The sequence below is a fragment of the Microbacterium sp. NC79 genome, from assembly GCF_019061125.1.
Classification (GTDB): domain Bacteria; phylum Actinomycetota; class Actinomycetes; order Actinomycetales; family Microbacteriaceae; genus Microbacterium.
Genome location: NZ_JAHQYI010000001.1, coordinates 1345239 through 1369999 on the forward strand (window position 1 = coordinate 1345239; position 24761 = coordinate 1369999).

At 63.0% G+C, this 24761-nt stretch carries 26 protein-coding genes; 17 read left to right on the forward strand and 9 right to left on the reverse strand.

The features are described 5' to 3' along the window. Positions 1 to 4: 4 nt before the first annotated feature. From KTJ77_RS06010 to KTJ77_RS06020, 3 genes are read left to right on the forward strand one after another with little or no spacing between them, the layout of a single operon-like run. Complete coding sequence (locus KTJ77_RS06010) at positions 5 to 331, forward strand: metal-sulfur cluster assembly factor (RefSeq protein WP_217337546.1); 327 nt, start codon at positions 5 to 7, stop codon at positions 329 to 331. A 1-nt stretch (position 332) separates the two neighbouring features. Continuing rightward, on the forward strand, positions 333 to 1484 hold the full coding sequence (locus KTJ77_RS06015) for a MalY/PatB family protein (RefSeq protein ID WP_217337547.1): 1152 nt from the start codon (positions 333 to 335) through the stop codon (positions 1482 to 1484). Further along, positions 1481 to 2860: an MFS transporter gene (locus KTJ77_RS06020; RefSeq protein ID WP_367948842.1), complete on the forward strand. Its 1380-nt coding sequence runs from the start codon at positions 1481 to 1483 to the stop codon at positions 2858 to 2860. The genes KTJ77_RS06015 and KTJ77_RS06020 overlap by 4 nt, the downstream gene beginning before the upstream one ends. Positions 2861 to 2921: 61 nt before the next feature. On the opposite strand, the gene KTJ77_RS06025 is transcribed toward KTJ77_RS06020, so the two are convergent. After that, complete coding sequence (locus KTJ77_RS06025; RefSeq protein ID WP_217337548.1) at positions 2922 to 3551, reverse strand: biotin transporter BioY; 630 nt, start codon at positions 3549 to 3551, stop codon at positions 2922 to 2924. A 114-nt stretch (positions 3552 to 3665) separates the two neighbouring features. Between KTJ77_RS06025 and KTJ77_RS06030 the strand changes: the two genes are divergently transcribed. Then, the gene (locus KTJ77_RS06030; RefSeq protein ID WP_367948843.1) at positions 3666 to 5264 is read left to right on the forward strand and encodes an ABC-F family ATP-binding cassette domain-containing protein; all 1599 of its coding nucleotides are present in this window, start codon (positions 3666 to 3668) and stop codon (positions 5262 to 5264) included. 90 nt (positions 5265 to 5354) lie between these two features. Here the strand turns inward: KTJ77_RS06030 and KTJ77_RS06035 are convergent, their stop codons facing one another. The 3 genes from KTJ77_RS06035 to KTJ77_RS06040 are packed head-to-tail and all read right to left on the reverse strand — an operon-like array spanning position 5355 to position 6761. Beyond that, positions 5355 to 6173, reverse strand: a complete 819-nt coding sequence (locus tag KTJ77_RS06035) for an SURF1 family protein (RefSeq protein ID WP_217337549.1) — start codon at positions 6171 to 6173, stop codon at positions 5355 to 5357. Beyond that, positions 6166 to 6387 (reverse strand): hypothetical protein, encoded by a 222-nt coding sequence (locus tag KTJ77_RS13695; protein ID WP_367948899.1) that lies wholly within the window; start codon positions 6385 to 6387, stop codon positions 6166 to 6168. The genes KTJ77_RS06035 and KTJ77_RS13695 overlap by 8 nt, the downstream gene beginning before the upstream one ends. Further along, positions 6387 to 6761, reverse strand: coding sequence for a DUF3099 domain-containing protein (locus KTJ77_RS06040; RefSeq protein WP_367948844.1), 375 nt, complete (start codon positions 6759 to 6761; stop codon positions 6387 to 6389). The genes KTJ77_RS13695 and KTJ77_RS06040 overlap by 1 nt, the downstream gene beginning before the upstream one ends. 87 nt (positions 6762 to 6848) lie before the next feature. On the opposite strand from KTJ77_RS06040, the gene KTJ77_RS06045 reads away from it, so the two are divergent. Then, positions 6849 to 7559: a beta-ketoacyl-ACP reductase gene (locus tag KTJ77_RS06045; protein ID WP_217337550.1), complete on the forward strand. Its 711-nt coding sequence runs from the start codon at positions 6849 to 6851 to the stop codon at positions 7557 to 7559. A 75-nt stretch (positions 7560 to 7634) separates the two neighbouring features. Here the strand turns inward: KTJ77_RS06045 and serB are convergent, their stop codons facing one another. After that, complete coding sequence (gene serB, locus KTJ77_RS06050) at positions 7635 to 8258, reverse strand: phosphoserine phosphatase SerB (protein WP_217337551.1); 624 nt, start codon at positions 8256 to 8258, stop codon at positions 7635 to 7637. A 41-nt stretch (positions 8259 to 8299) separates the two neighbouring features. Continuing rightward, complete coding sequence (locus KTJ77_RS06055) at positions 8300 to 9544, reverse strand: glucose-1-phosphate adenylyltransferase (protein WP_217337552.1); 1245 nt, start codon at positions 9542 to 9544, stop codon at positions 8300 to 8302. 46 nt (positions 9545 to 9590) lie between these two features. Here KTJ77_RS06055 and glgA point away from each other — a divergent pair, with 46 nt between their 5' ends. From glgA to KTJ77_RS06070, 3 genes are all read left to right on the forward strand, one after another. After that, complete coding sequence (gene glgA / locus KTJ77_RS06060) at positions 9591 to 10787, forward strand: glycogen synthase (RefSeq protein WP_217337553.1); 1197 nt, start codon at positions 9591 to 9593, stop codon at positions 10785 to 10787. A 9-nt stretch (positions 10788 to 10796) separates the two neighbouring features. Further along, a complete protein-coding gene (locus KTJ77_RS06065; RefSeq protein WP_217337554.1) occupies positions 10797 to 11579 on the forward strand; it encodes an ABC transporter ATP-binding protein in 783 nt (260 codons plus the stop codon). 85 nt (positions 11580 to 11664) lie between these two features. Next, positions 11665 to 11922, forward strand: coding sequence for a type B 50S ribosomal protein L31 (locus tag KTJ77_RS06070; RefSeq protein WP_217337555.1), 258 nt, complete (start codon positions 11665 to 11667; stop codon positions 11920 to 11922). A gap of 338 nt (positions 11923 to 12260) precedes the next feature. Here KTJ77_RS06070 and KTJ77_RS06075 read toward each other — a convergent pair whose 3' ends face one another. Continuing rightward, on the reverse strand, positions 12261 to 12995 hold the full coding sequence (locus KTJ77_RS06075) for a 3'-5' exonuclease (RefSeq protein WP_217337556.1): 735 nt from the start codon (positions 12993 to 12995) through the stop codon (positions 12261 to 12263). Positions 12996 to 13073: 78 nt separating this feature from the next. On the opposite strand from KTJ77_RS06075, the gene KTJ77_RS06080 reads away from it, so the two are divergent. Beyond that, positions 13074 to 13949: an alpha/beta fold hydrolase gene (locus KTJ77_RS06080; protein ID WP_217337557.1), complete on the forward strand. Its 876-nt coding sequence runs from the start codon at positions 13074 to 13076 to the stop codon at positions 13947 to 13949. On the opposite strand, the gene KTJ77_RS06085 is transcribed toward KTJ77_RS06080, so the two are convergent. Beyond that, on the reverse strand, positions 13946 to 14419 hold the full coding sequence (locus tag KTJ77_RS06085; protein ID WP_217337558.1) for an Lrp/AsnC family transcriptional regulator: 474 nt from the start codon (positions 14417 to 14419) through the stop codon (positions 13946 to 13948). The two genes, KTJ77_RS06080 and KTJ77_RS06085, sit on opposite strands and share 4 nt — an antisense overlap. Positions 14420 to 14633: 214 nt before the next feature. Between KTJ77_RS06085 and pdhA the strand changes: the two genes are divergently transcribed. From pdhA to KTJ77_RS06100, 3 genes are read left to right on the forward strand one after another with little or no spacing between them, the layout of a single operon-like run. After that, on the forward strand, positions 14634 to 15707 hold the full coding sequence (pdhA, locus tag KTJ77_RS06090) for a pyruvate dehydrogenase (acetyl-transferring) E1 component subunit alpha (RefSeq protein WP_254367380.1): 1074 nt from the start codon (positions 14634 to 14636) through the stop codon (positions 15705 to 15707). Then, on the forward strand, positions 15704 to 16714 hold the full coding sequence (locus KTJ77_RS06095; protein WP_217337560.1) for an alpha-ketoacid dehydrogenase subunit beta: 1011 nt from the start codon (positions 15704 to 15706) through the stop codon (positions 16712 to 16714). Before pdhA ends, KTJ77_RS06095 begins: the two co-directional genes overlap by 4 nt. Further along, positions 16711 to 18069, forward strand: a complete 1359-nt coding sequence (locus KTJ77_RS06100) for a dihydrolipoamide acetyltransferase family protein (protein ID WP_217337561.1) — start codon at positions 16711 to 16713, stop codon at positions 18067 to 18069. The genes KTJ77_RS06095 and KTJ77_RS06100 overlap by 4 nt, the downstream gene beginning before the upstream one ends. Here KTJ77_RS06100 and KTJ77_RS06105 read toward each other — a convergent pair. Continuing rightward, a complete protein-coding gene (locus tag KTJ77_RS06105) occupies positions 18066 to 18701 on the reverse strand; it encodes a TetR/AcrR family transcriptional regulator (protein WP_217337562.1) in 636 nt (211 codons plus the stop codon). The genes KTJ77_RS06100 and KTJ77_RS06105 overlap by 4 nt on opposite strands. Positions 18702 to 18806: 105 nt before the next feature. Between KTJ77_RS06105 and KTJ77_RS06110 the strand changes: the two genes are divergently transcribed. From KTJ77_RS06110 to KTJ77_RS06130, 5 genes are read left to right on the forward strand one after another with little or no spacing between them, the layout of a single operon-like run. Continuing rightward, the gene (locus tag KTJ77_RS06110; protein ID WP_217337563.1) at positions 18807 to 20411 is read left to right on the forward strand and encodes a carboxyl transferase domain-containing protein; all 1605 of its coding nucleotides are present in this window, start codon (positions 18807 to 18809) and stop codon (positions 20409 to 20411) included. Positions 20412 to 20416: 5 nt separating this feature from the next. Continuing rightward, entirely contained in the window at positions 20417 to 22309 is a 1893-nt protein-coding gene (locus tag KTJ77_RS06115) for a biotin carboxylase N-terminal domain-containing protein (RefSeq protein ID WP_254367381.1), read from the forward strand. Beyond that, positions 22309 to 23454, forward strand: a complete 1146-nt coding sequence (locus KTJ77_RS06120; protein WP_217337565.1) for an acyl-CoA dehydrogenase family protein — start codon at positions 22309 to 22311, stop codon at positions 23452 to 23454. The genes KTJ77_RS06115 and KTJ77_RS06120 overlap by 1 nt, the downstream gene beginning before the upstream one ends. A 4-nt stretch (positions 23455 to 23458) precedes the next feature. After that, positions 23459 to 23941 (forward strand): MaoC family dehydratase, encoded by a 483-nt coding sequence (locus KTJ77_RS06125; RefSeq protein WP_217337566.1) that lies wholly within the window; start codon positions 23459 to 23461, stop codon positions 23939 to 23941. Continuing rightward, positions 23938 to 24747 (forward strand): CoA ester lyase, encoded by an 810-nt coding sequence (locus KTJ77_RS06130; protein ID WP_217337567.1) that lies wholly within the window; start codon positions 23938 to 23940, stop codon positions 24745 to 24747. Before KTJ77_RS06125 ends, KTJ77_RS06130 begins: the two co-directional genes overlap by 4 nt. Positions 24748 to 24761: the final 14 nt, after the last annotated feature.

Sequence of the window (24761 nt, forward strand, 5' to 3'; positions counted from 1 at the left end):
CACTATGAGTGCACTGGCCCCCGAGAAGTACGACGAGGTGACGGAAGCTCTCAAGGATGTGATGGATCCTGAGCTCAACGTCAACGTCGTCGACCTCGGCCTGATTTATGACCTCAGCTGGGATGACGAGAACGATGCTCTCATCATTCACATGACGCTGACGAGCGCCGGGTGCCCGTTGACGGATGTCCTCGAAGCACAGACAGGGGAAGCCCTGGACGGCGTCGTTGACCAATACCGCATCAACTGGGTATGGATGCCGCCGTGGGGCCCAGAACGGATCACCGACGACGGGCGCGACATGATGCGTGCCCTGGGTTTCGCGATCTGACATGGCAGCAACGCCACTGACTGCGCTGCCCATCGAGCAGCTTCGCCGCCGCTCCAGCACGAAGTGGCGTTCTTACGCCGACGATGTCCTGCCGCTGTTTGTCGCGGAATCGGACTTTCCGCTAGCACCCGCCATCACGCGGGTGCTAGCGGAGGCCGTCGCCACCGGAGACACCGGCTACACCCCGCCCCGTCACGCCTACCAGGAGACCTTCGCCGAGTTCCATGAACGGCGCTTCGGCTGGAAGGTTGACCCCGCGCACGTGCGCACGACGGGGGACGTGGTGATGGGACTCGTTGAAATTTTGCGCGGTGTCATCGCGCCAGGAGACGCCGTGGTGATCACGCCGCCGGTGTATCCGCCGTTTTACGACACGGTCACGGAGGCGGGCGGAACCGTTCGTTCCGTGCCACTGCACGTCACAGACGCGGGGTGGGCACTAGACCTTGATGGCATCGAGGCGGCATTCCGGCAGGGCGCGAAAGCGATGCTGCTGTGCAACCCGCATAACCCGACCGGAACCGTACACACGCGAGAGGCACTGGCTGCGCTTGCGAAGCTGGCTGCGCAGTACGGTGCCTGGATCGTGAGTGACGAAATTCATGCTCCGCTGGTTCGCCCTGGCATTGACTACACGCCGTTCTTGACAGCCTCAGATGAGGCGGCCGCACGCGGTTTCACCGTCACGAGCGCGAGCAAGGCGTACAACCTGGCCGGCCTCAAGACCGCTGCCATGGTGACGGCCGCCCGCGAACCTGCCCGGATTCTGGCCTCCCTTCCGATGGAAGTGGAATGGCGCACCGGTCTGTTCGGTGTGATCGCTGGAATCGCGGCATACAGCGAAGAGTCCGACGCATGGCTGGACTCATTGCTCGTCACGCTAGAACAGAACCGCCAGATCGTTGCGGACGGCGTTGCCAGCATGCCAGGCGCAGAACACCGCGTGCCTGATGCCGGCTACCTCGCCTGGATCAACATGCAACGCTCCCACATCGAGGGCGATCCCTCGAAATACCTGCTGCACAACGCCAAGGTGGCCCTGAACTCCGGGCCGACGTTTGGCCCCGAGGGCGAGCGCCACGTGCGCATGAACTTTGCAACATCACCGGAGATTCTGCACGAGGCTTTTGCTCGCATCGCAGCCGCGCTGTGAACGCGGCGCGCAGCCTGTGGAGTGAAAACTACCGCTGGGTAACGCTGGGCGCTGTCGCGCTGGTCTTCCTGGCAGCGATTCAATCGCTCGCCGTGACAACCGTCATGCCGGTCGTCAGCGCCGACCTCGACGGAGAATCACTCTACGCTGTCGCGTTTGCCGGCACGCTCGCGACGAGCGTCATCGGCATGGTGGTCACCGGATTATGGAGCGATCGCTCGGGGCCAGTGGCGCCGCTCTACGCCGCTGTCGCCCTCTTCGCAACCGGGCTGTTGATTGCCGGGTTTGCCGACACGATGGAGCTTCTGGTGCTCGGCCGCCTTATTCAGGGGCTGGGCATCGGCGGGCAGACGGTCGCGCTATATGTCGTCGTCGCGCGGGTCTATCCGTCCGACCTGCATGGCCGCGTCTTTGCGCTGTTTTCGGCCGCGTGGGTGGTCCCGAGCCTCATCGGCCCGTTCCTTGCGGGCGCCGTTGCCGAGTACCTGCACTGGCGATGGGTGTTCCTTGGCGTCGCCGTCCTGACGGTGCTCGCCTTCATTCTGGTCGCAACACGCCTCCGCGAGGTCGATCTCAGCGCAGCGGAACAAGGGTCTGGTTCCCCCTCCGTTGCCCGCCGCCTCGGCCTTGCCATCGTCGTCGCTGCACTGGCCGTCGTGCTCAGCCTCACCGGCCGAGTAACCGCTGACTACGGTGCCGTCATCGGATGGATCATTGCCGGTGCCGCGCTCATCGCTCTCGCCATCGCGGTGCGCCCGCTACTCCCGAAACGCACACTCCTTGCCGGGCGCGGCCTACCTGCCGTCATCGTGATGCGCGGTTTGGTCGCCGGTACCCTCTTCGGCGCCGAGGTCTACGTGCCGCTTTTGCTGACAACACAGTATGGCTTTGGCCCGACGATGGCGGGGCTCGCCCTCACCGTTGCGGCGATCGCGTGGGCCGTGGCCGCTGAAGTGCAGGGCCGCTATGGCGACCGGCTGGGCAACAAACGCATTGCCGTGATCGGAATCTCCCTCCTCGCGTTCGCCACGATCACGGGTGCGGTGACGGCGCTCCTCCATTTGCCCGCCTTCGTGCTGATCACCGCGTGGATGTTTGCAGGCGGAGGCGTTGGGCTCATTTATCCGCGCCTGACCGTGCTGACACTCGCGTACTCGTCCACGGAGAACCAGGGTTTCAACTCGGCGGCCCTGTCGATCTCAGATTCCCTGGGCTCGTCTGCGGCCATCGCCCTGATGGGCCTCATCTTCATCTCTCTAGGATCAGCAGGGTTGGCCTTCGGCATGGTCTTCATTGCCGCCACTCTGCTGGCAGCGCTCGCCCTGGTTCCTGGACTGCGGATGTCACGGATTGCGGAACCTGGGCAGCCGTCATAAGAATGAGTCACGATATGCGAATGGCAGCCCGGAAACCGGGCGGCCATTCGCATAGTGCGGGTTAGTCGCGGCGACGCTCAACCGCCGTGACGCCGCGCCACGCGAGCGGGATCAAGGCGGCGGCGACCGCCGCCTTGATGACGCCACCGACGATGAACGGCGTCACACCGGCGGCCAAGATCTCCTCAAACGAGAGGCCTGCATCCATCACGCCGTTCAGGATGAAGGCCATGTAGGGCACGCCGACGAGGAACGGAACGACGCTCGCACCCACGAACGCGGCAAACGCCAGTAGCGGGCGGCGATCCCACGCGCGCTGCGCGGCGTAGCCCGCCACCATCGCCGCCGGGATGAAGCCGATGATAAAGCCAAAGCTGGGGGAGGCCAGCGCCGCGATGCTGCCAGAGAACCCGGCAAAGACGGGGAACCCTGCCAGCCCCGCCAGCATGTAGGTGAGCAGGGCCAGCCCACCACGGCGGACGCCCAGCGCCGCGCCGACCAGTACGACGGCGAGCGTCTGCCCGGTGATCGGGACGGGCCAGAGCGGAATCTCGGCCTGCGCGAGCAGAGCGACGGTCATCGCGCCGGTCGCGATCAGTGCGGCATCGAGGGCGAGAGCGCGGGCGCGCGTCGTGGGCCGAGGTAACGCCTCCGCAAGGGGGAGTCGGGTGGAAACGGTGAGAGTGCTCACAGATCTTCTCCTGTCACAGGTTTTTGGTCAGAGGGGGAGTCACCGCGAACTAGACTAGGGCGCTGGGCATGATCGCCCAGTTATCCCCTTCGTTAAAAGAATCGAGATTTCGCTGTGCTTGCCGTACAAGGTCTGGAGATTCGCGTCGGTGCCCGCCTCCTGATGGAGAACGTCACCTTCCGCGTGGGCCCTGGCGACAAGATTGGTCTCGTCGGCCGCAACGGTGCTGGCAAGACGACACTGACGAAAGTACTCGCTGGCGATCTCATTCCTGCTGATGGTTCCGTCACTCGTTCCGGTCAACTCGGATACCTGCCGCAGGATCCCCGCACCGGCGACCCGGAAATGTTGGCACGCACGCGAATCCTCGACGCTCGCGGCCTCGGCTCGCTGCAGGTCAGCATGGCGGAGCACAGCGCGAAGATGGCATCGGATGATCCCGCCATCGCCGAGCGCGCCATGCGCAAGTACGCGAATGTCATGGAACGCTTTGAAGCGCTCGGCGGCTACGCAGCTGAAGCGGAAGCGGCGTCGATCGCACACAACCTGTCGTTGCCTGACCGTATTCTTGACCAGCCGCTGAAGACACTATCCGGTGGTCAGCGCCGTCGTATCGAGCTCGCACGCATTCTGTTCAGCGATGCCGAGACGATGATCCTTGACGAGCCCACCAACCACCTCGACGCCGATTCCGTCGTGTGGCTGCGCGACTTCTTGAAGACCTACCGTGGCGGCCTGATTGTGATCAGCCACGACGTTGAGCTCGTGGGGGAGACCGTGAACCGTGTCTTCTACCTCGATGCAAACCGACAGACCATCGACCTGTACAACATGAATTGGAAGAACTACCTTCGCCAACGTGTTGCCGATGAGGATCGCCGCAAGAAGGAACGCGCGAACGCCGAGAAGAAGGCAACCCAGCTCCAGCTGCAGGCTGCCCGGTTCGGTGCGAAGGCTTCGAAGGCCGCGGCTGCCCACCAGATGGTGGCCCGCGCAGAAAAGCTCTTGCAGGGTCTTGATGAGGTGCGCCAGGTTGACCGCGTCGCCAAGCTACGCTTTCCGAAGCCCGCGCCCTGCGGTAAGACACCGCTCATGGCTCAGGGACTATCCAAGTCGTACGGTTCCCTGGAAATTTTCACCGACGTCGACCTCGCAATCGACCGCGGATCGCGCGTCGTCATTCTCGGCCTGAACGGTGCGGGTAAGACGACCATGCTGCGCATTCTCGCTGGCGTTGACAAGCCAGACACCGGAACCTTGGAGCCGGGTCACGGCCTGAAGATCGGCTATTACGCCCAGGAACACGAGAACCTCGACGTGAAGCGTTCCGTTTTGGAAAACATGATGTCGGCAGCGCCAGACATTAATGAGACCGAAGCGCGTAAAGTGCTCGGATCGTTCCTGTTTACCGGCGATGACGTTCTCAAGCCTGCTGGCGTTCTCTCCGGTGGTGAGAAGACCCGATTGTCGCTTGCAACGCTCGTCGTATCCAGCGCGAACATGCTGCTGCTCGATGAGCCGACGAACAACCTCGACCCCGCTTCCCGCGAGGAGATCCTGGGTGCGCTCGCGCACTACGAGGGCGCCGTGGTTTTGGTCTCGCACGATGAGGGCGCGGTCGCTGCTCTCAACCCCGAGCGTGTCCTGATTCTGCCCGACGGCGTTGAAGACATCTGGAACAAGGAATACCAAGACCTCATTGCGCTCGCGTAGTCGCTGAGCGAAATCAGGAGGCGGTTCCGGGAGTGATTCCCGGAACCGCCTCCTCGTTTTATCGGCCTGTGAGAGCGTGCGTGCGGCGGGTTAGGCGTCCAGCAGCGCGTCTTCCTGCTCGGCGTCCTTGTCGCGGCGGCGCTTGACCTTGACAGTGGCGACGCCAGCTTCCTCGCGGCGCTGTGCGCGTTCCGTGCGAATGATGTACACGATGAAAATGAACCCCATCAGCGCGAACAGAATCCACTGGATCGCGTAGGAGAGGTGCGGACCCGGGTCTTCCGTCGGCGGCTCGACCTGTCGCGGAACGTCGGCGACTGCGGGGTTTTCGCTCACCATGAGGCCGTATACCGACGTAACGGTGTTCTCCCCGGTGTGTTCCGCGATCGTCGGGAGGTTAATGGACTTGAACGTCAGATACTCGCCCTCGTTCGCACCGATGCCGGTGCGCGGGACACCTTCTGACGGGCGCAGACGCACAACGACGCTGACATTTTCGCCGCTGGGTGGTTCCGGAACCACATCAGGCAACGTTCCTTCGCCGGGGGCGACCCAACCGCGGTTCACGATGATGATGCGGCCATCGGTGAGTTGGAACGGCACGAGCACCTCGAAGGCGCTGCTGCCGCCGTGCGGGCGGTTGCGGGCGAGGATCTGCTCGTCGGCGAGGTACTGACCCTCGAGCGTCACGGGGAGCCATTCGGTGTTCGGATCGAAGACGTTCGCATTCGGGACGGCTTCGTCAAACGGAACCGGCTCGCGGTCATAGTTTTGCTCAACGAGCGCGATCTCGCCGTTGCGCTCGTCACTACGGGAGAACTGCCAGTTTGCGAGAAAGCCACACACGATGGCGAAGATCAGGGCGATGACGAGGTAGATCGTCCAGCGAATGAACGGGTTCTTACTCATCAACGTTTCCTTCGGAGGTGTGCGGGCTGACCGTAACCGGGAAGTTGCGGGCGCGAAGAAATTCTTCGAGATAGTTCTCATGCTCGGGGCAAGCGAGCCAGGTTTTGGTGCGTCCATCGCGATGGATGCGCGGGTTGCTCCACACCAAGCGTACGGTGGCTTGCGCGCGACACCCCGCACGCGAACAAGTGTCGGCGGGCGGTGCGAATCCAATCACGCCGACTCCTGTGACTTGGGTGCAGGCAGTGACGGCCGTGGCGTCTCGTTGACCTGAATGACCGTCGGAACCTGAGGTGCGGTATCGACTGTGGGCGCAGGCGCCGAAATCTGCCGCTCAGGAGATTCAATGCCGGCAGCTTCTTCTGGTGCAGGCGTGTTCGCGAAGACGACGGCGATGTAGGGGAGGAAAGCGGCGCCGAGCGCGAAAATCCACGTCCACCATCCCAGCGGCTGCACCGCGAAAACCAGAACCACGCACACGGTACGGATCGTCATGGTGATGACGTACTGGCGCACTCGACCGTCTGCTTCCGTGCGCGGGGCGACCGGAAGCGAGGTCGCAGACGGGGTAATGTGGCGTTTCTTCACGGTACCTCCAGGATACGCGCGATTACGGGGCCGAGCATCCGCGCCCACTAGGCTGTTGACGTTGTATCCCTATTCGGAGGCTGAATCATGTCCGCGTCTCGCGTTGTCTTGGTAACTGGAGGAAACCGCGGCATTGGCCGCGCCATTGCGGAGCGCTTCGTGCGCGACGGGTACCGGGTCGCTGTCACTGCTCGCTCAGGTGAAGGCCCGGAAGGCACGCTCACAGTACGGGCGGACGTCACCGACTCGGCTGCACTCGACGCCGCATTCACCGAGGTCGAGGCGAAGCTCGGCCCGGTTGAGGTCGTCGTTGCAAACGCGGGTATTACTCGCGACATGCTGCTTTTGCGCATGTCGGAAGAAGACTTTGACACCGTCGTCGACACGAACCTCGGCGGAACCTTCCGCGTCGTCAAGCGTGCTTCCAAGGGCATGCTGAAGGCGAAGTTCGGACGCGTCATTCTGATCTCGTCCGTCGTGGGTCTCTACGGCGGCGCCGGCCAGATCAACTACTCATCGTCCAAGGCAGCGCTCGTTGGCTTCGCACGATCGCTGACGCGCGAGCTCGGCTCGCGCGGCATCACCGCCAACGTGGTCGCTCCCGGCTTTATCGAGACCGATATGACCGCAGCGTTGCCTGAAACCACGCAGACGGAGTACAAGAAGAGCATTCCGGCTGGCCGTTTCGCATCGCCCGATGAGGTCGCCGGCGTCGTCACATGGCTCGCTTCGGATGACGCTGCCTACATTTCTGGTGCCGTCATTCCGGTTGACGGCGGCCTGGGCATGGGCCACTAGTTCTGCAAAGAAGAGAGGGTCCGCACGGCGACGTGCGGACCCTCTTTGCATACCCGGTAGGAGGGTAGGAGCGAACTAAGGGATGAGCGGGAGAATCTCGCGCAGATCGATGCGATCGACCACGAGGCTTGCCTGCTCACGCACTTTCGGCTTCGCGTTGAAGGCGAGGCCGAGGTCAGCGACTCCCATCATCTGAAGGTCGTTGGCGCCGTCGCCTACCGCAAACGTTGCGGTGGCACCGTACTCTTGCGCCCAGGTCTGTAGCCACCGTGCCTTTGCGGCGCCATCAACGATCTCACCGTCGACGTCACCGGTCAGGACGCCGTTGTCGACAGCGAGCCTATTGGCACGCCAGACATCGACGCCGAGGTCGGGCGCGACAACGTCAAGAATTTCGTGGAACCCGCCGGAAACGACGCCGACGATCCCGCCGCGAGCATGCACGGCTTCGATCATCTCGCGGACGCCAGGCGTCGGGCTCACCCGCGCAAGCACGCGTTCAAAGGCGGTGACCGGAACACCCGCAAGGGCAGCGACCCGGTTGCGCAGGCTGGTCGCGAAGTCAATCTCGCCGCGCATCGCGGCTTCGGTTGCCGCAGCGACTTCGGCGCCGCGGCCGGCTTCATCGGCGAGAAGTTCAATGACTTCGTTCTGGATGAGGGTGGAATCGGCGTCAAGGACAACAAGAGAGCGGGGCACGGTGCGAGCCTACCCGCCCCGTGCCCCGCTCTGAGAATCAGTTACGGCTCGACGATGGTGCCCTTACCGACGACCGTGATGCCCGAGTCCGTCACCGTGAACCCGCGCGCCAGGTCGCGATCGCGATCGACACCGACGGTGGCGCCAGGCAAAAGCCGCACATTCTTGTCGAGAATGGCCTTTTCAACGCGGGCATTGCTGCCGATATTTACGTTGTCGAACAACACGGAGGAGTGAATGATGGAGCCGCCATCTGCCAGGGTCCACGGACCCACCACACTGCTTTCCAGGTGTGTTCCGCTCATCACCGACCCGAGCGACACGATCGAGTCGAGCGCATTGCCCATTCGGCCGATGCCATCGCGCACAAACTTCGCGGGCGGCGAGTTCACTGCCTGCGAGAAAATCGGCCACTCCATGTTGTACAGGTTGAAGATCGGCAGGGTGGAGATGAGGTCCATGTGTGCGTCGTAAAAGGAATCAATGGTTCCGACGTCGCGCCAGTACCAGCGGTCGCGCTGCGTAGAACCCGGAACCTCGTTGCGCACCATGTCGTAGACACCCGCTTCGCCGCGACCGACGAAGTAGGGCACGATATCGCCACCCATATCGTGATTTGAGGTGGGGAACTCGCCGTCTGCTTCAACCGCTTCAATCAGCGCGTCGGTATTGAAAATGTAGTTGCCCATCGACGCCAGAACCTCATGTGGTGCATCCGGGAGTCCGGTGGCGTCGCTCGGCTTCTCCAAGAACTCGCGAATCATCGTCGGGTGCTCCGGGTCAACGTCGATGACGCCAAACTGATCGGCCATACCAATGGGCTGACGAATACCCGCAACGGTCGCGCGGGCACCCGATTCGATGTGGGCGTCGAGCATCTGCTGGAAGTCCATGCGATACACGTGATCCGCTCCGATGACGACGACGTAGTCGGGCTTTTCGTCATTGATGAGGTTCATGCTCTGCAAAATGGCGTCGGCCGAACCCATATACCAACGCTTGCCCAGGCGCTGCTGCGCGGGCACAGACGCCACATACGAGTTCAGCAGTGCCGACATGCGCCAGGTCTGCGAAATGTGGCGGTCAAGGCTGTGCGACTTGTACTGCGTGAGCACAACGATCTGGCGGAGCCCTGAATTGATCAGGTTCGAGATCGCAAAGTCGATGAGGCGGTACTGCCCGCCGAACGGAACCGCGGGTTTCGCCCGGTCGGCCGTCAAAGGCATCAGACGCTTGCCCTCGCCGCCAGCGAGGACGATTCCCAGAATCTTTGGTGCAGCTGGCATGTCACCAATCTAGGGGGAGCGGCGCTGATGTACTAGCGTTCGAGTCATGCGCGTTGACATTGTCACGAAAGAGTACCCACCGGCCATCTACGGAGGGGCAGGCGTTCATGCCGCGGAGCTCGTCCGTTCACTCCGCGATACCGGCACGGATGTGCGGGTGCGCGCGTTCGGTACGCCGCGAGAAGAGGGCGGAACCACGGGGTACGCGGTGCCTGCGGAACTCGCCGACGCGAACGCCGCGATTCAAACGCTCGGCGTCGATCTCACGATGGTGAGCGATATGGCAGGAACCGATGTGGTGCACTCGCACACGTGGTACGCCAACTTCGCCGGCCATGTCGCCTCCCTCTTGCACGGAGTGCCGCACGTCATCACAGCGCACAGCCTTGAACCGATGCGACCGTGGAAGGCAGAACAGCTGGGCGGCGGGTACGCCGTCTCGAGCTATATCGAAAAAACCGCGTACGATGCTGCCGCCGCCGTGATCGCTGTCAGCGGCGGAATGCGCGCCGATATCCTGCGTAGCTACCCCGATCTTGACCCCGCGAAAGTACACGTCATCTACAACGGGATCGACGCCGACCAATGGCAGCCAGTACACGATGCCGCGGTGCTTGACAGATTCGGCATCGACCCGACACGTCGTTCCGTTGTTTTCGTCGGTCGCATCACGCGTCAGAAAGGGCTCCCGTATCTATTGCGGGCGGCAGCGTCGCTTTCTGCTGACGTGCAGCTCGTGTTGTGCGCTGGGGCTCCTGATACCCCGGAGATTATGGACGAAGTGCGCGGCCTCGTCGCCGACCTTCGCGCAACGCGCGACGGCGTCGTCTGGATCGAAGAGATGCTGCCGCGCCGTGAGCTCTCCGCAATTCTCACGTCGGCGACGACGTTCGTGTGCCCGTCGATTTACGAGCCGCTCGGCATTGTGAACCTGGAGGCCATGGCGTGTGGCGCGGCCGTTGTGGGCACCGCAACCGGAGGAATCCCGGAAGTCGTCGTCGACGGCGTGACCGGGCGTCTGGTTCCGATTGAGCAGGTGGCAGACGGAACCGGCACCCCCGTTGATCCGGAAGCATACGTTGCAGACTTGGCGCGAGTACTCAATGAGGTACTCGCCGATGAAGAACAGGCGGCAGCGTACGGTGTCGCCGGTCGAAAGCGGGTCACAGAAGAGTTCAGTTGGGAGCAGATCGCTACGCAAACCCGCGCGTTGTACGAGAAGGTGGCAGCGGCGAGCCGGTAGGCTAAATGCATGTCCTTGGTTCTTGAATTCACCGATACCAGCGTGCGCCGAGACGGCAAGAACATTGTCGACTCATTGAGCTGGAGCGTGGAAGACGACCAACGGTGGGTCATTCTCGGACCAAACGGTGCCGGAAAGACGACGATTCTGCGGTTGGCTTCTGCCATGATGCACCCGACGTCTGGTCAGGTTAACGTTCTCGGCGAACAGCTCGGCCGCACTGACGTCTTCGAACTGCGTCCGCGGATTGGCATTGCCTCCAGTGCGATGGCCAAGCAGATTCCCGGTGACGAGACCGTGCGCAACGTGATTCTCACGGCAGCCTACTCAGTGCTTGGTCGCTGGAATGAAGAGTACGAACGCATCGATGAGCGCCGCGCCGAGCGTGTGCTTGCGGACTGGCGCATCGATGACCTGGCTGACCGCCTGTTCGGAACGCTGAGTGACGGTGAGCAGAAGCGCGTACAGATTGCTCGCGCCGTCATGACGGATCCGGAAATGCTCCTCCTTGACGAGCCGACGGCAAGTCTTGATTTGGGTGCCCGTGAAGGACTCCTGCAACTTCTCTCCGCGTACGCGCAGTCGCCGGCAACGCCCGCCATGGTCATGGTGACGCATCACGTGGAAGAAATTCCGGTGGGCTTCACGCATGTCCTCCTGATTCGTGACGGCGGCGTGGTGGCGCAGGGCCCCCTGGACTCGACGCTGACCGAAGAATCGCTGACCGCGACGTTCGGTCTGCCGATCCGACTCACCAAGGAAGAAGGACGTTTCGCTGCCCGTGCGGTGTGACGCCATCTGATAGACTCGATCCTTGGTGCCACGCACCCTCTGATCTTTTGTTCCAAATTCTATAAACCTCATCAAGGGATTCCCCATGAAGACTGACATCCACCCCGAGTACAACGCCGTCGTTTTCCGCGACCTCGGTTCGGGCGAAACGTACCTGACGCGTTCCACTGTTTCGAGCGACAAGACGATTGAGCTCGATGGCGTGGAGTACCCGGTCATCGACGTTGAAATCTCCTCCGCATCGCACCCGTTCTACACGGGCAAGCAGCGCATCATGGACTCGGCTGGTCGTATCGACAAGTTCAACCAGCGCTTCGCTGGCTTCGGCGGCGTGTCCAAGTAAGCACCACGCTTTCTTCGAAGGGCTCCAGGGAAACCTGGGGCCCTTCGGCGTTCCTGCGCACAGCCCCCTAGATTCCCCACCCACGAGCGTGCCGCGGGTGCCTCCCGCGTGCGAGCCGCGTGGTTCACTGCTGCCTGCTCCGTGGTTCCGTCCCACGATCCAGCTCTCGGGTTCGTCTCATCTCCTGTTATGCACGATCACGTGCGCGAGTCAGCTCGACACGCCGGGTTTTGCGCTCCGTTGGCGTGGCGCGTCGTGCACAACAGGATGGGTCTTGCTCAACAAGACGTGGTCGTGCACAGCAGCACGAGGGGTGGAGCAGGGGGCGCTGCTGTTCGTTAGTCGGTGGCGACGGAAGAGCGCACGGGCCAGGAACCATCGAGCTCATCATCAGCATCGAGCCGGCCAATGCGGATGAAGTAGTCCGTCAGGCTCGCGGCCTGCGAACGCGCCCATCCAACCTGGCGGGCGTGAAGTTCGCGCATCGTCTCAGGCATGAGGTGCGCGTAGATTCGTGCAATTGCCTGTGCAACGCGGCCAGCTGCACGAGCGTCTGCAGACGCATCGTGCGCGTTCTCCAACTCGACACCGTAGTGTTCGGCAACATCTGTGAGTCGTCGCTTGCCGCGACGGTAGCGGTCGAGCGCTTTGTCCATCACAAGCGGGTCAAGCACCGGCGTCGGGTTGTCAATGGGCTCAATGCCGTGGCGGCGGCACTCGGCGAGCAGTAAGGAAAAGTCGTAATTGGCGTTGAACGCGACCACCGGAATACCCTGCGCAAAGAGCTGACGAAGTGCTTCGGTCACCTCGCGCACCACGGCGGACGCCAAATGGCCATGCAGTCGAGCGCGCTCGTTACTGATGCCGTGCACGGCGGTCGCTTGCTCCGGAATCGGAATACCGGGATTTGCGAGCCAGTTGTGTGACTCAAGCACCGCACCATTCGCGTCGAGAACGCCAACGTGCGCGGTGACGATGCGATCGGTCGCGACGTCGATTCCGGTTGTCTCCAAGTCGAACACGCCAATGGGTGAGCCCCAGGAAATGGCGGGGATGGCGATGTTCTCTGACATGTCACCACCGTACGGCGAGCCTCCGACACTGACGTGGCGACGCGCGGGGGAGCGGCGCGCTGCTCGTAGACTCGAAGGGTGCGCTCTCCCTACGCTTCGCTCCTGGCCGACATTCCCGTTGTGCGGGAGACCGTTGACGTTGCCGGGGTGCAGACGGCGTACTGGGTGTACGGCGATGACGACGCGCCAACAATCGTCGCTGTGCACGGCTTTCGTGGCGAACACCACGGATTGGAACCGGTCGTCGCCTACCTGCCCGACTACCGCGTCATCATGCCGGATCTCCCCGGGTTTGGAGAGACGCCGCCGATTCCGGGCCGCGAACATAACCTGCAGGCGTACGTCGACTGGCTAAACGCGTTCGTCGCCGCGGTAGCGCCCGGCGCCATCATTCTTGGCCACTCGTTCGGGTCGATCGTCACCTCGGCAGCCGTTGCTGGCGGCTTGGAAACACCTCGACTCATCTTGGTGAATCCCATCGGTGCGCCCGCTCTCGCAGGCCCCCGAGGCATCATGACCCGCCTTGCGGTGTTCTATTACTGGGTGGGAGCCCGCCTACCCAAGCCCATCGGTGACGCCTTGTTGCGTTCCAAGCTGATCGTTCGGGTGATGAGCAACACGATGGTCAAGACGAAAGACAAGACGCTCCGCGCCTTCGTCCACGACCAGCACGACGAGTACTTCTCCCGCTTTGCAGACCGCGACGTGCTTCACGAGGCGTTCGTGACGAGCGTTTCACACGACGTGAGCCAAGTCGCGCCCCAGCTGACGGTTCCGACTCTGCTGATCGCAGCAGAAAAAGACGACATCACGCCGATTGAGGCGGAGCGAAAGCTCGCGCAGCGCATCCCAAACGCGGTATTGGTGGAGATCCCCAACGTCGGGCACCTGATCCACTACGAAACGCCAAAGCAGGCAGCCGACGCGATCGAAGACTTCCTGTCTGACCTTTAAGCCTCGCGGCGGGCCAGCTCCATCAAGCCGCCAAGGCGGAACGGAATCACTTCGCCCATGACGAGCGATGTCTCCGTGCGCTCAACGCCTTCGATCGCGAGAATGCGCGCGTCGGTGTCGAAAAGATGACGAGCGTCGCGGCACGAAACACGCACCAACAGATCGATCTGGCCGGAGAGTCCGTGCGCCTGCACAACTTCAGGAATGCGTGAGATTTCCGCAATGATGCGTGGCAGATCGCTCTGACGGACGCCAACGCTGACAAACGCCTCAAGCGGGAAGCCGAGGGCACCCGACGACACCGACCGCTCGAAGGAAAGGAAGACGCCAGCCTTCTCAAGGCGAGCCATGCGCGCCTGCACCGTGTTGCGGGAAAGGCCAAGGCGTTCTGCGAGGGCGACGACCGTCGCGCGGTGATCCGCCGCGAGGGCGTTCAACAGTTCGAGATCGGTGCGGTCAAGAGCGGTCATACTGCGAAAGAATAGCAGGACTGCACCCCGCCTTCATACGCAACATGCTCAGATTGCGTCGAAATGCTTGAGCGAGGTGCTGTGTCGGCCTACGCTCGAGGCATCCGGCGGAGTTGCCGGTAACGCGAGGGGAGCCCCACAAGGGCTTCCGGAACGGAAGGTCGAGACAATGGTGTACGCCCTGAATCCGAGTGCAGAGCCGGCCACGGCATGCATGGATATTTCCCAAGTGCTCACACCCGACGGCGTGCGGGTGCAGAACGTCGAGCTGGATACCTATCTGGCGTCGGTCACAGCCGACGACGTGCTTTCGCTGTACCGCGATATGGCGGTTGTCCGCCGCATCGATAAGGAAGGCTTCTCGCTGCAGCGGCAGGGACAGCTGGGCCTGTGGGCGCCGTGCCTCGGGCAGGAAGCCGCACAGATCGGCACTGCGCGGGCACTTCGCGCGACGGACTTCGTGTTCCCCAGCTACCGCGAGACCGGCGTGATCTATGTGCGCGGGGCCGAGAACCGTGACTTTGTTGGCACGTGGCGCGGTGAAACCAACTCAACATACGACCCGTATCGCATCAATACCGCCACGATGCAGATCATCATTGGTGCGCAAACGCTCCATGCGGTCGGGTATGCGATGGGCATCACCGCCGATGGTGCTGACGACGTCGCTGTCGCCTACTTCGGTGACGGCGCGTCGAGCCAAGGCGACGTTAACGAAGCGATGGTGTTCGCGTCGTCGTTCAAGGCACCCGTTGTTTTCGTTTGCCAAAACAACCAGTGGGCAATCTCCGAGCCCGTCAGCGTGCAGTCGGAGTTCCCGATTGCCGGGCGCGCGCCCGGGTTCGGTATCCCTAGCATGCGCGTCGACGGCAACGATGTGCTGGCTTGCCTTGCGGCGATGCGCTGGGCGACGGAACATGCACGCAACGGCCACGGACCGGCATTCATCGAGGCAGTGACCTACCGGATGGGGCCGCACACCACGAGCGATGACCCCACGCGCTACCGCGACGAGGAAGAGCTGGAAACATGGCGCCGCCGCGACCCGCTGGACCGTGTCGAGAAGTATTTGCGGGCGGAAGGCGTACTGACTGACGACGTCGCGGCAGATATCGCTGCCGAAGCCGATCGGGTCGGCACTGCCGTCCGCGAAGCCGCACTGACGATGCCGAACCGGGCACCACTCGAAGTTTTCGATCACGCGTACGCGACGCCGCACACCGGCATTGAAGCTGAGCGCCGCGCCTACGCCGCGTATCTCGCGCAGTTCGAAGGCGGTGCATCATGACGACCATGACGATGGGCAAAGCGCTCAACCAGGCCTTGCGTCAGGCGATGACAGACGACGACAAGGTCGTGTTGATGGGGGAGGACATCGGTGCCCTCGGCGGCGTATTCCGCATCACCGACGCCCTCCAAGACGAGTTCGGCGCAGGCCGTGTGATTGATACTCCGCTCGCAGAATCCGGAATCGTCGGAACCGCGGTGGGGCTCGCAATGCGCGGCTACCGTCCAGTGGTGGAGATTCAATTCGACGGCTTCGTGTACCCAGCGTTCGATCAGATCGTCTGCCAGGTCGCGAAGTTGCACTACCGTACCCTCGGGCGCGTAAAGATGCCGATCACGATTCGCATTCCGTGGGCCGGTGGCGTTGGCGCTGCCGAGCACCACTCGGAGTCGCCGGAAGCGTACTTCGTGCACACCGCTGGCCTGCGCGTTATCGCGGTATCGAACCCGCAAGACGCCTACGCGATGCTGCAACAGGCGATTGCTTGCGATGACCCGGTGATCTTCCTCGAGCCGAAGCGGCTCTACCACACCAAGGGAGAGGTCGACCTCGATACCCATCACACCGACGTTGCCCCGATGGGGATCGCACGCGTTGCACGCCCTGGCACCGATGTCACGCTCGTCACCTACGGCGCACAGGTAAAGACGGCGCTCGATGCTGCTGAAGCAGCCGCCGACGAGGGCGTATCGATTGAGGTTATCGACCTGCGCTCGATCTCACCGATCGACTACGAAACGATTGACGCGTCGGTGCGAAAGACCGGTCGCGTTGTGGTGACTCACGAGGCTTCGCGCGAAGCGGGAGTGGCTGCCGAAGTTATCGCCAGCATTACTGAGCGATGCTTCGATTGGCTCGAGACCGCGCCGGTGCGCATCACAGGCCACGACATCCCGTACCCGCCGTCGAAGCTGGAAAAGCAACACATCCCTGACCTCGATCGCATTCTCGACGGCGTTGACCGCGCGCTCGGCCGCCAAAATAGCATGACGGGAGTCGAGCTATGAGCACGTCTTTCCTTCTGCCCGACCTCGGTGAAGGGTTGCCCGAAGCGGAGATTGTTGCCTGGCACGTCGCCGTTGGTGACGAGGTCGCGTTGAACCAGACGATCGCTGAAGTAGAAACGGCGAAGGCGATCGTTGAGTTGCCTTCGCCGTATGCCGGAACCATTGCTGAGCTGTTTGCGAATGCCGGTGACGTTGTGGAGGTGGGTAAGCCTCTCTTGGCGTTCACACTGGCGGGGGAGAGCTCGCCAGCGCAAACGGCGCCAACCGCTGATGGTGATGACGACGTCGTGCCGCCCAACCTGGTTGGTTATGGCGCGGCTCCCGCAGCCAAGGGCAAGCCCGCGCGGCGCGCGCGCGGCGGCGCCCCCGCTGCTCCTGTCGCGACCAGCCACTCCGTCACGGCACCAGCGGCACCTGCCGCCGCGGTTCCGGCAGCCTCTGCCGTCGAGGTTCCGGCCGCGGCGGCGGAGAGAGCCGAACGCCCACGCTCAACCCCGCCCGTGCGCAAGTTTGCGCGCGATCACGGTGTTGAGCTGACCGACATTGCCGGCACGGGTGAGTTCGGCCGCATTACGCGCGCCGACGTCGAGGCATTCATCGCTGGGGAAGTGGCCAGGGTGAGTGACACGCCAGTAGCGCAGATCGAGTCTGTCGGTGCTCGTGAAACACGGACCCCCATCAAGGGTGTGCGCAAGTTCACAGCCGCTGCCATGGTGCAAAGTGCCTTCACCGCGCCGCACGTCACGTGCTTCCACACGGTTGACGTGACCGCGACGATGGAACTCATCGCACGGCTTAAAGAGGATCGAGCGCTCGCTGGGCACCGCATCGGCGTCATGGCGATCATCGCGAAGGCGGTGTGTCTCGCTCTGCGCGCGACGCCATCGCTCAACTCTCGGTGGGATGAGGCGGCTGGCGAGATCGTCGAGTACCACTATGTGAATCTCGGGATCGCCGCTGCAACGCCGCGTGGTCTTGTCGTGCCGAACATTGTCGATGCCGACCGGCTGACTTTGCCTGACATGGCATCGCACATCAGCGAACTGACGACGACGGCCCGTGAGGGCAAGTCGACGCCGGCTGCGCTGAGCGGCGGAACCTTCTCCATCAGCAATATCGGAACGTTCGGAATCGAGGCGGGCACCCCGATTCTGAATCCAGGTGAGGCCGGAATCCTTGCCGTGGGCGCGGTTCAGCGTCGGCCATGGGAATTTCAGGGTGAGATCGCGCTGCGCGACGTCATGACGTTGAGCCTGTCGTTTGATCATCGCCTCGTAGACGGGCAGCAGGGTGCGGAATTCTTGCGAACTGTTGGCGACCTGCTGAATGACCCGGGCCGGGCGCTCTTGTTCTAGTTCGTGGGGGTGGTGGGTGCGGACACGTACCCGCCATCGCCCAACTCGGCAAGGAGCGCAGCCTTCGTCATCGCGACCAACGTTGCCGCGGTGAACGACGCGTGCGCGCCAGAGCCGACGCTGTGCGGGGTTGAGTTAATGAGACCAAAACCGGCCTGCACGCGCAGGCGGCGCTCAGCTGGGTCCAGCGCTGGGCGCACTTCGCCGAGCACCTGCATCCAGTTCTGAATGTAGGCACGCTGCAGGTGACGGACAGTTTCGAGGTCATCAGGCGCGAGCTGGGAGAAGTCGCGATCCTGCACGCGAATGACGTCGCTTTGCGAAAGTGCGAAGGTGACATGAAACACGATGAGGTCGTGCAGGCGCGAATCAGCATCCGCATCGCGGGCCGTGACAGCCGCTCCGCCATCGTGCAAACGCTGGCTGACGTCGATGAGGAGGGCGCCGAGGAGGGCCTGTTTGCCGCTGAAATGGCGGTAGACAGCCGGGCCAGACACGCCGACGGCAGCGCCGAGATCCTCCAGCGACACGGCGTTGAATCCGCGCGTGGCAAAGAGCCGTGCCGATTCACGCAGCAGAGCTTCGCGACGAAGCGCCTTTGCGCGATCGCGATCAGTGACCTCTATTGCCATTTCAGTTAATCCTCGCTAACCTGAAATCTCAGTTAGTGAACACTAACCAATGACGATCATGCCAGACAACGGGTGTGATCGGATTGTGACGTCGACGGAGACTCCATGATCACGCTTTCCAGCACCGCCACCCGCGATGAATCGTTCACCACCAATGAACAGGCGCAGCTCGCTTTACGCGACGAACTGCGCGATCGTCTCGCCACCGTCGCCCTCGGCGGGCCAGAATCATCCCGCCAGCGGCATGTGAAACGCGGCAAAATGCTCGCGCGCGACCGCATCGATCGCCTCCTTGACGAAGGCAGTCCGTTTCTAGAGATCGGCGCCCTCGCCGCGTTCGGTCTCTACGAAGGCGAGGCACCGTGTGCCGGAGTGGTCGCTGGTATCGGCATGGTGCATGACCGGCTCGTCATGATTGTCGCGAACGACGCGACGGTCAAGGGCGGCACGTACTACCCGATGACGGTCAAGAAGCATTTGCGCGCGCAGGAGATTGCTCGCGAAAACCGCTTGCCATGCATTTATCTCGTTGACTCCGGTGGCGCCTACTTGCCCAGACAGGATCAGGTTTTTCCTGACCGAGAGCACTTCGGCCGTATTTTCTTCAACCAGGCGAACCTCTCCGCGGCTGGTATCGCGCAGATCGCGGCCGTCATGGGCTCAAGCACAGCAGGCGGCGCATACGTGCCTGCCATGAGTGACGAGACCGTGATCGTTCGTCGCCAGGGCACGATCTTCCTCGGCGGACCTCCGCTCGTGAAAGCGGCGATTGGCGAAGACATTTCGGCGGAGGAGCTTGGTGGCGGCGACGTTCACGCCAAGCAGAGCGGTGTCGTCGACCACATCGCTGAAAACGATGAGCACGCGCTCGAAATTGTGCGCGACATTGTCAGCACGCTGCCGCCAACGCCAGCACCCGTGTGGCCGGTCGCCGATGTTCGCGAGCCGGCCGTTGCCGAAGACGAACTGTACGGCGTGATCCCCGTCGACGTTAACCAGCCGTATGACCCCCGCGAGGTGATTGCCCGCCTCGTCGATGGTTCCGAGTTTCGCGAGTTCAAGCGGGAGTATGGTGACACCGTCGTCACCGGCTTCGCGCGCGTTCACGGCCACCAGGTCGGAATCGTCGCAAACCAGGGCGTGCTGTTCCGGGAATCAGCATTGAAGGCCGCGCACTTTGTTGAGCTGTGCGATCAACGCGGCATTCCGCTCGTCTTTTTGCAGAACATTTCCGGCTTTATGGTCGGTCGGGATGCCGAGGCCGGTGGCATCGCGAAAGACGGCGCCAAAATGGTCACCGCTGTCGCCACGACGCGCGTGCCGAAGATCACGATTATCGTCGGCGGCTCATTTGGTGCGGGAAACTACGCCATGAACGGGCGCGGCTACGACCCGCGGTTCTTGTTCACGTGGCCAGGCTCACGCATCTCTGTCATGGGTGGCGCACAGGCAGCGCGTGTGCTATCAACGGTCAGGGGGGATCAGCTTGCGGCTGCCGGAACCCCGTGGTCGGCTACGGAGGAAGCGGAGTTCCAAGCACCGATTCTTGCGCAGTACGAAGAGCAGGGCAGTCCCTACTATGCCACCGCCCGGCTCTGGGACGACGGCATCATCGAACCCACCGACACGCGCCGTGTTTTGGGGCTCACCCTCGACATCGTTTCCCGTGTTCCCCTCGCCGAACCCCGCTTCGGCCTGTTCCGGATGTGAGCGCCATGTTCCGTACCGTTTTGGTCGCCAACCGTGGCGAGATCGCGCGCCGTGTCTTGCGCACACTGCGACAAGAAGGCATCCGCTCCGTCGCCGTGTACAGCGATGCCGACGTGGACGCGCCGTTTGTGCGCGAAGCTGATGTCGCCGTGCGCATTGGCCCCGCCGCAGCGCGCGACAGTTACCTCAACATCGACGCCGTGATCGCGGCAGCCCAACAGAGTGGTGCTGAAGCGATTCACCCAGGCTACGGTTTCCTCTCCGAAAACGTGGCCTTCGCCGAAGCGTGTGAACGTGCGGGCATCGTCTTCATCGGGCCGAGCGTCGAAGCCCTGACCATAATGGCCGACAAGATCACCGCGAAAACCCATGTTGCCGCGCACGACGTGCCCGTGGTTCCGGGCTTTAGCGCTGTCGGCATGACAGACGACGCCATCATCGCGAAGTGCGCCGAGATCGGTTTCCCGTTGCTCATCAAGCCGTCAGCGGGCGGCGGAGGCAAGGGCATGCAGGTCGTTGAATCCGCGGCAGACGTGAGCGATGCCCTGGGCACCGCGCGCCGCATCGCAACGGCGTCGTTCGGTGACGATTCGATGCTGATTGAACGGCTGGTCGTGCGCCCCCGCCACATCGAGGTGCAGGTGCTGGGCGACAACCACGGCACCGTTGTGCACCTCGGTGAGCGCGAGTGCACATTGCAACGCCGCCACCAAAAGGTCATCGAAGAGGCGCCGTCTGCGGTTATCACCCCGGAGACGCGCGAACGCCTCGGCAAGGCTGCGGTCGCAGCAGCACAGAGCGTCAACTATCGGGGCGCAGGAACCGTCGAGTTTCTTGCGTCGGGCGATGACGTGTCTGAGTTCTTCTTCATCGAAATGAACACGCGCCTGCAGGTCGAGCACCCGGTGACCGAACTCGTGACGGGAATCGACCTGGTGCGCGAGCAGCTGAACATCGCGGCGGGCGAGCCGCTCGGCTTCGCTCAGCACGACATCACGCTCACCGGCCATGCCGTGGAGGCGCGAGTGTACGCCGAATCGCCCGAGCGCGGATTCTTGCCAGCAACCGGAACCATTGTGCGATTCACACCGTCAGCTCGCGTGCGCAACGACAGCGCTATTGAGACGGGCTCAGAGATTTCCAGCGACTACGACCCAATGATCGCCAAGGTCATCGCCTACGGCCGCACCCGTGAGGAAGCGCTGGACACGCTCACGCAGGCCCTCGAAGAAACCGTCGTGCTCGGGGTCGAAACCAACATCGAGTTCCTCACCGGCCTCTTGCGCCGCGACGAAGTGCGAGGCGCCACGTTCGACACCGAGCTTCTTGACCGGCTGGGAACGCCTGACCGCACGCCAACGTCGCCCGCGCTTGTGGCGGCAGCGGCAGCAACCGTGCACTCCGAAACTGGCGCGGGCGTATGGCATCAACGCGATGGCTGGCGTGCTGGCGGGCGAGCACAGGCCACCGTGCGGCACTTCCTCGACGACGGTGAGCTCATCACGACGACCGGGCAAGAACCCGCGCCAGCCGTGAGCGCCGTGGTCGATGCCGATGGCGCGCTGTGGGTCCATGCCGAAGGGCAAACCCGCCGTCTTGAGCCCCTCACGAGACGGGGCGTCTTGGAACGCCACCTGGCAACCCTCGAAGAAGCCGAGCACCCGTCCGATCCGCAAGCACGCGCACCGATGCCTGGCAACGTGGTCGCCGTGCATGTCGCGACCGGTGACACGGTCGCGGTGGGAGACCGCCTCATCACGATCGAAGCCATGAAGATGGAGCACCCCGTTATCGCTACCGCCGCAGGCATCGTCACGATTGACGTCGCTGTCGGCGAGCACGTTCGCCGCGACCAACCCGTCGCGCACATCACCACGATTGATTCAGGAGACAACTGATGCGTGATCTCACTCCAGACGAGCGCGAGTTCGCCGGGCTCGTTCGCGACTTTGCCGAACATGTCGTCGCGCCGCAAGCCTACGAGGCCGACCGCACCCACACCCTCAACCTCGATGTCGTCGCACAAATGGGGGAGATGGGACTGTTTGGTCTCCCGTTCCCCGAGCAATACGGCGGTCAGGGCGGTGACTACATGGCGCTCGGTCTCGCGATCGAGGCGTTGGGGCGCGTTGATCAGTCCATCGCGATCACCCTGGAAGCCGGTGTCAGCCTGGGCGCTATGCCGATCTTCCTGTTCGGCACCGAAGAACAGAAGCAGCGCTATCTGCCTGATCTGCTGTCTGGCACCGCTCTGGCTGGCTTCGGACTGACGGAACCAGAGGCTGGTTCCGACGCCGGAGCCACCCGCACCACCGCGCGTCTGGACGGCGACGAATGGGTCATCAATGGTTCCAAGCAGTTCATCACCAACTCCGGAACCGACATCACCCGTTTCGTCACGGTGACGGCTGTCACCGGCGAGCAGGAAGGCAAAAAGGAGATCTCAACGATCCTGGTGCCCAACGGTACTGACGGGTTCACCGTCGAGCCGGCATACGACAAGGTGGGCTGGCACGCTTCCGACACGCACCCACTGACGTTTGTGGATGCCCGGGTGCCCGCCGAGAACCTCATCGGCGAGCGCGGCCGCGGGTTCTCCAACTTCCTCAAGATTCTCGATGAGGGGCGGATCGCGATTGCGGCGCTCGCCACCGGTGCTGCCGAAGGGTGCTTGGAAGCTGCCGTCGACTACGCGAAAAAGCGGAATGTGTTTGGCACGCCGCTGTCGACGCGTCAGAACGCACAGTTCACTCTGGCCCGCATGGAGTCTCGCGTGCACATGTCGCGCCTCGCATGGCACCATGCTGCGCGCTTGCGCGACGCCGGTGAAGAGTTTGCTGTCGCTGCCGCTCACGCCAAACTCGTCTCGAGCGAAGCGGCCATGGACAACGCGCGCGATGCGACGCAGATCTTTGGCGGCAACGGATTCATGAACGAATATCCCGTCGCCCGGCACTACCGCGACTCTAAGATTCTTGAGATCGGTGAGGGCACGACAGAAGTGCAGCTGCTCGTCATCGCCCGTTCGCTCGGGGTAGCGTGATCGCATGACCGACACCCCACGAGAGATTGTGCAGCGCGGCCTCTACTTTGATGAGTTTGAGACCGACGTCGTGTATCGGCACACGCCGGGGCGCACAGCCACCGAGGCCGACAATGTGCTGTTCACGACCCTCACCATGAACGCGCAGGCCCTGCACCTCGATGAGGCCTATGCCGCCACCCAACCGTTCGGTCGACGCCTGATGAACTCGATGTGGACGCTATCGACCCTGGTGGGGCTCTCGGTCGCGCAACTCACGCAGGGCACGCTCGTGGCACAACTCGCCCTCAGCGACATTTCGTTTCCGCACCCCATGTTCGCGGGCGACACTCTGACGTGTGAAACCGTCGTCGTTGACAAGCGCCTGTCGTCTTCGCGGCCGGGGGAGGGCATCGTGAGACTGCAACACACCGGGCGGAACCAGGACGGAACCATTGTGGCGCTGGCCACGCGGGTGGCACTCATGCACGTACAGGAGAAAGCATGACGTTCACCCTGGGGCCTGCACTGCTGTTTTGTCCTGCCGATCGTCCCGAACGCTTCGCGAAGGCAATCACCGCGGCAGACACCGTCATCATCGATCTGGAAGACGCTGTTACCCCCGATGCGAAGGCTTCGGCGCGCGCCGCGGTCCAAGCGGCAGAGTTCGACCCCACGCGCGTCATGGTGCGAGTGAACCCGGTACGTACGCCTGATTTCGCGCTCGACATCGCGGCGCTCGCAACGACGTCGATCACGACGATCATGCTGGCAAAAACAGAATCCGTCGACGATATCGCCCAGGTTCCGCAGCACCTCAACGTCGTCGCACTGTGCGAGACTGCGGCTGGCGTCGTGAACGCGGCGACCATTGCCGCGCACCCCCAGGTGATTGGTTTGATGTGGGGTGCGGAAGATCTCATTGCCTCCCTCGGCGGAACCAACAGTCGCCGCGCTGACGGAACCTACCGTGACGTCGTGCGCACGGCTCGCTCCACCGTGCTGCTGTCTGCCGGAGCACACACGAAGGCCGCGATTGACGCCGTCTACATGGCGATCGCCGACCACGATGGGTTGGCAGCCGAATGTGCGGACGCGGTCGCGAGCGGGTTCACCGCGACCGCATGCATTCACCCGGGCCAAGTGCCCGTGATTCGCGGTGCCTACCAGCCCAGTGTTGAGCAGGTGCGGCACGCGACAGCGCTACTCGCGGCAGCCGAGGGTGCACGCGGTGCATTTCAGTTCGAGGGCGCGATGATTGACGAAGTCATGCTGCGGCACGCTCGGCGCGTTTTAGAACGAGGGCGGCACTAGCCGACGCCAAACCG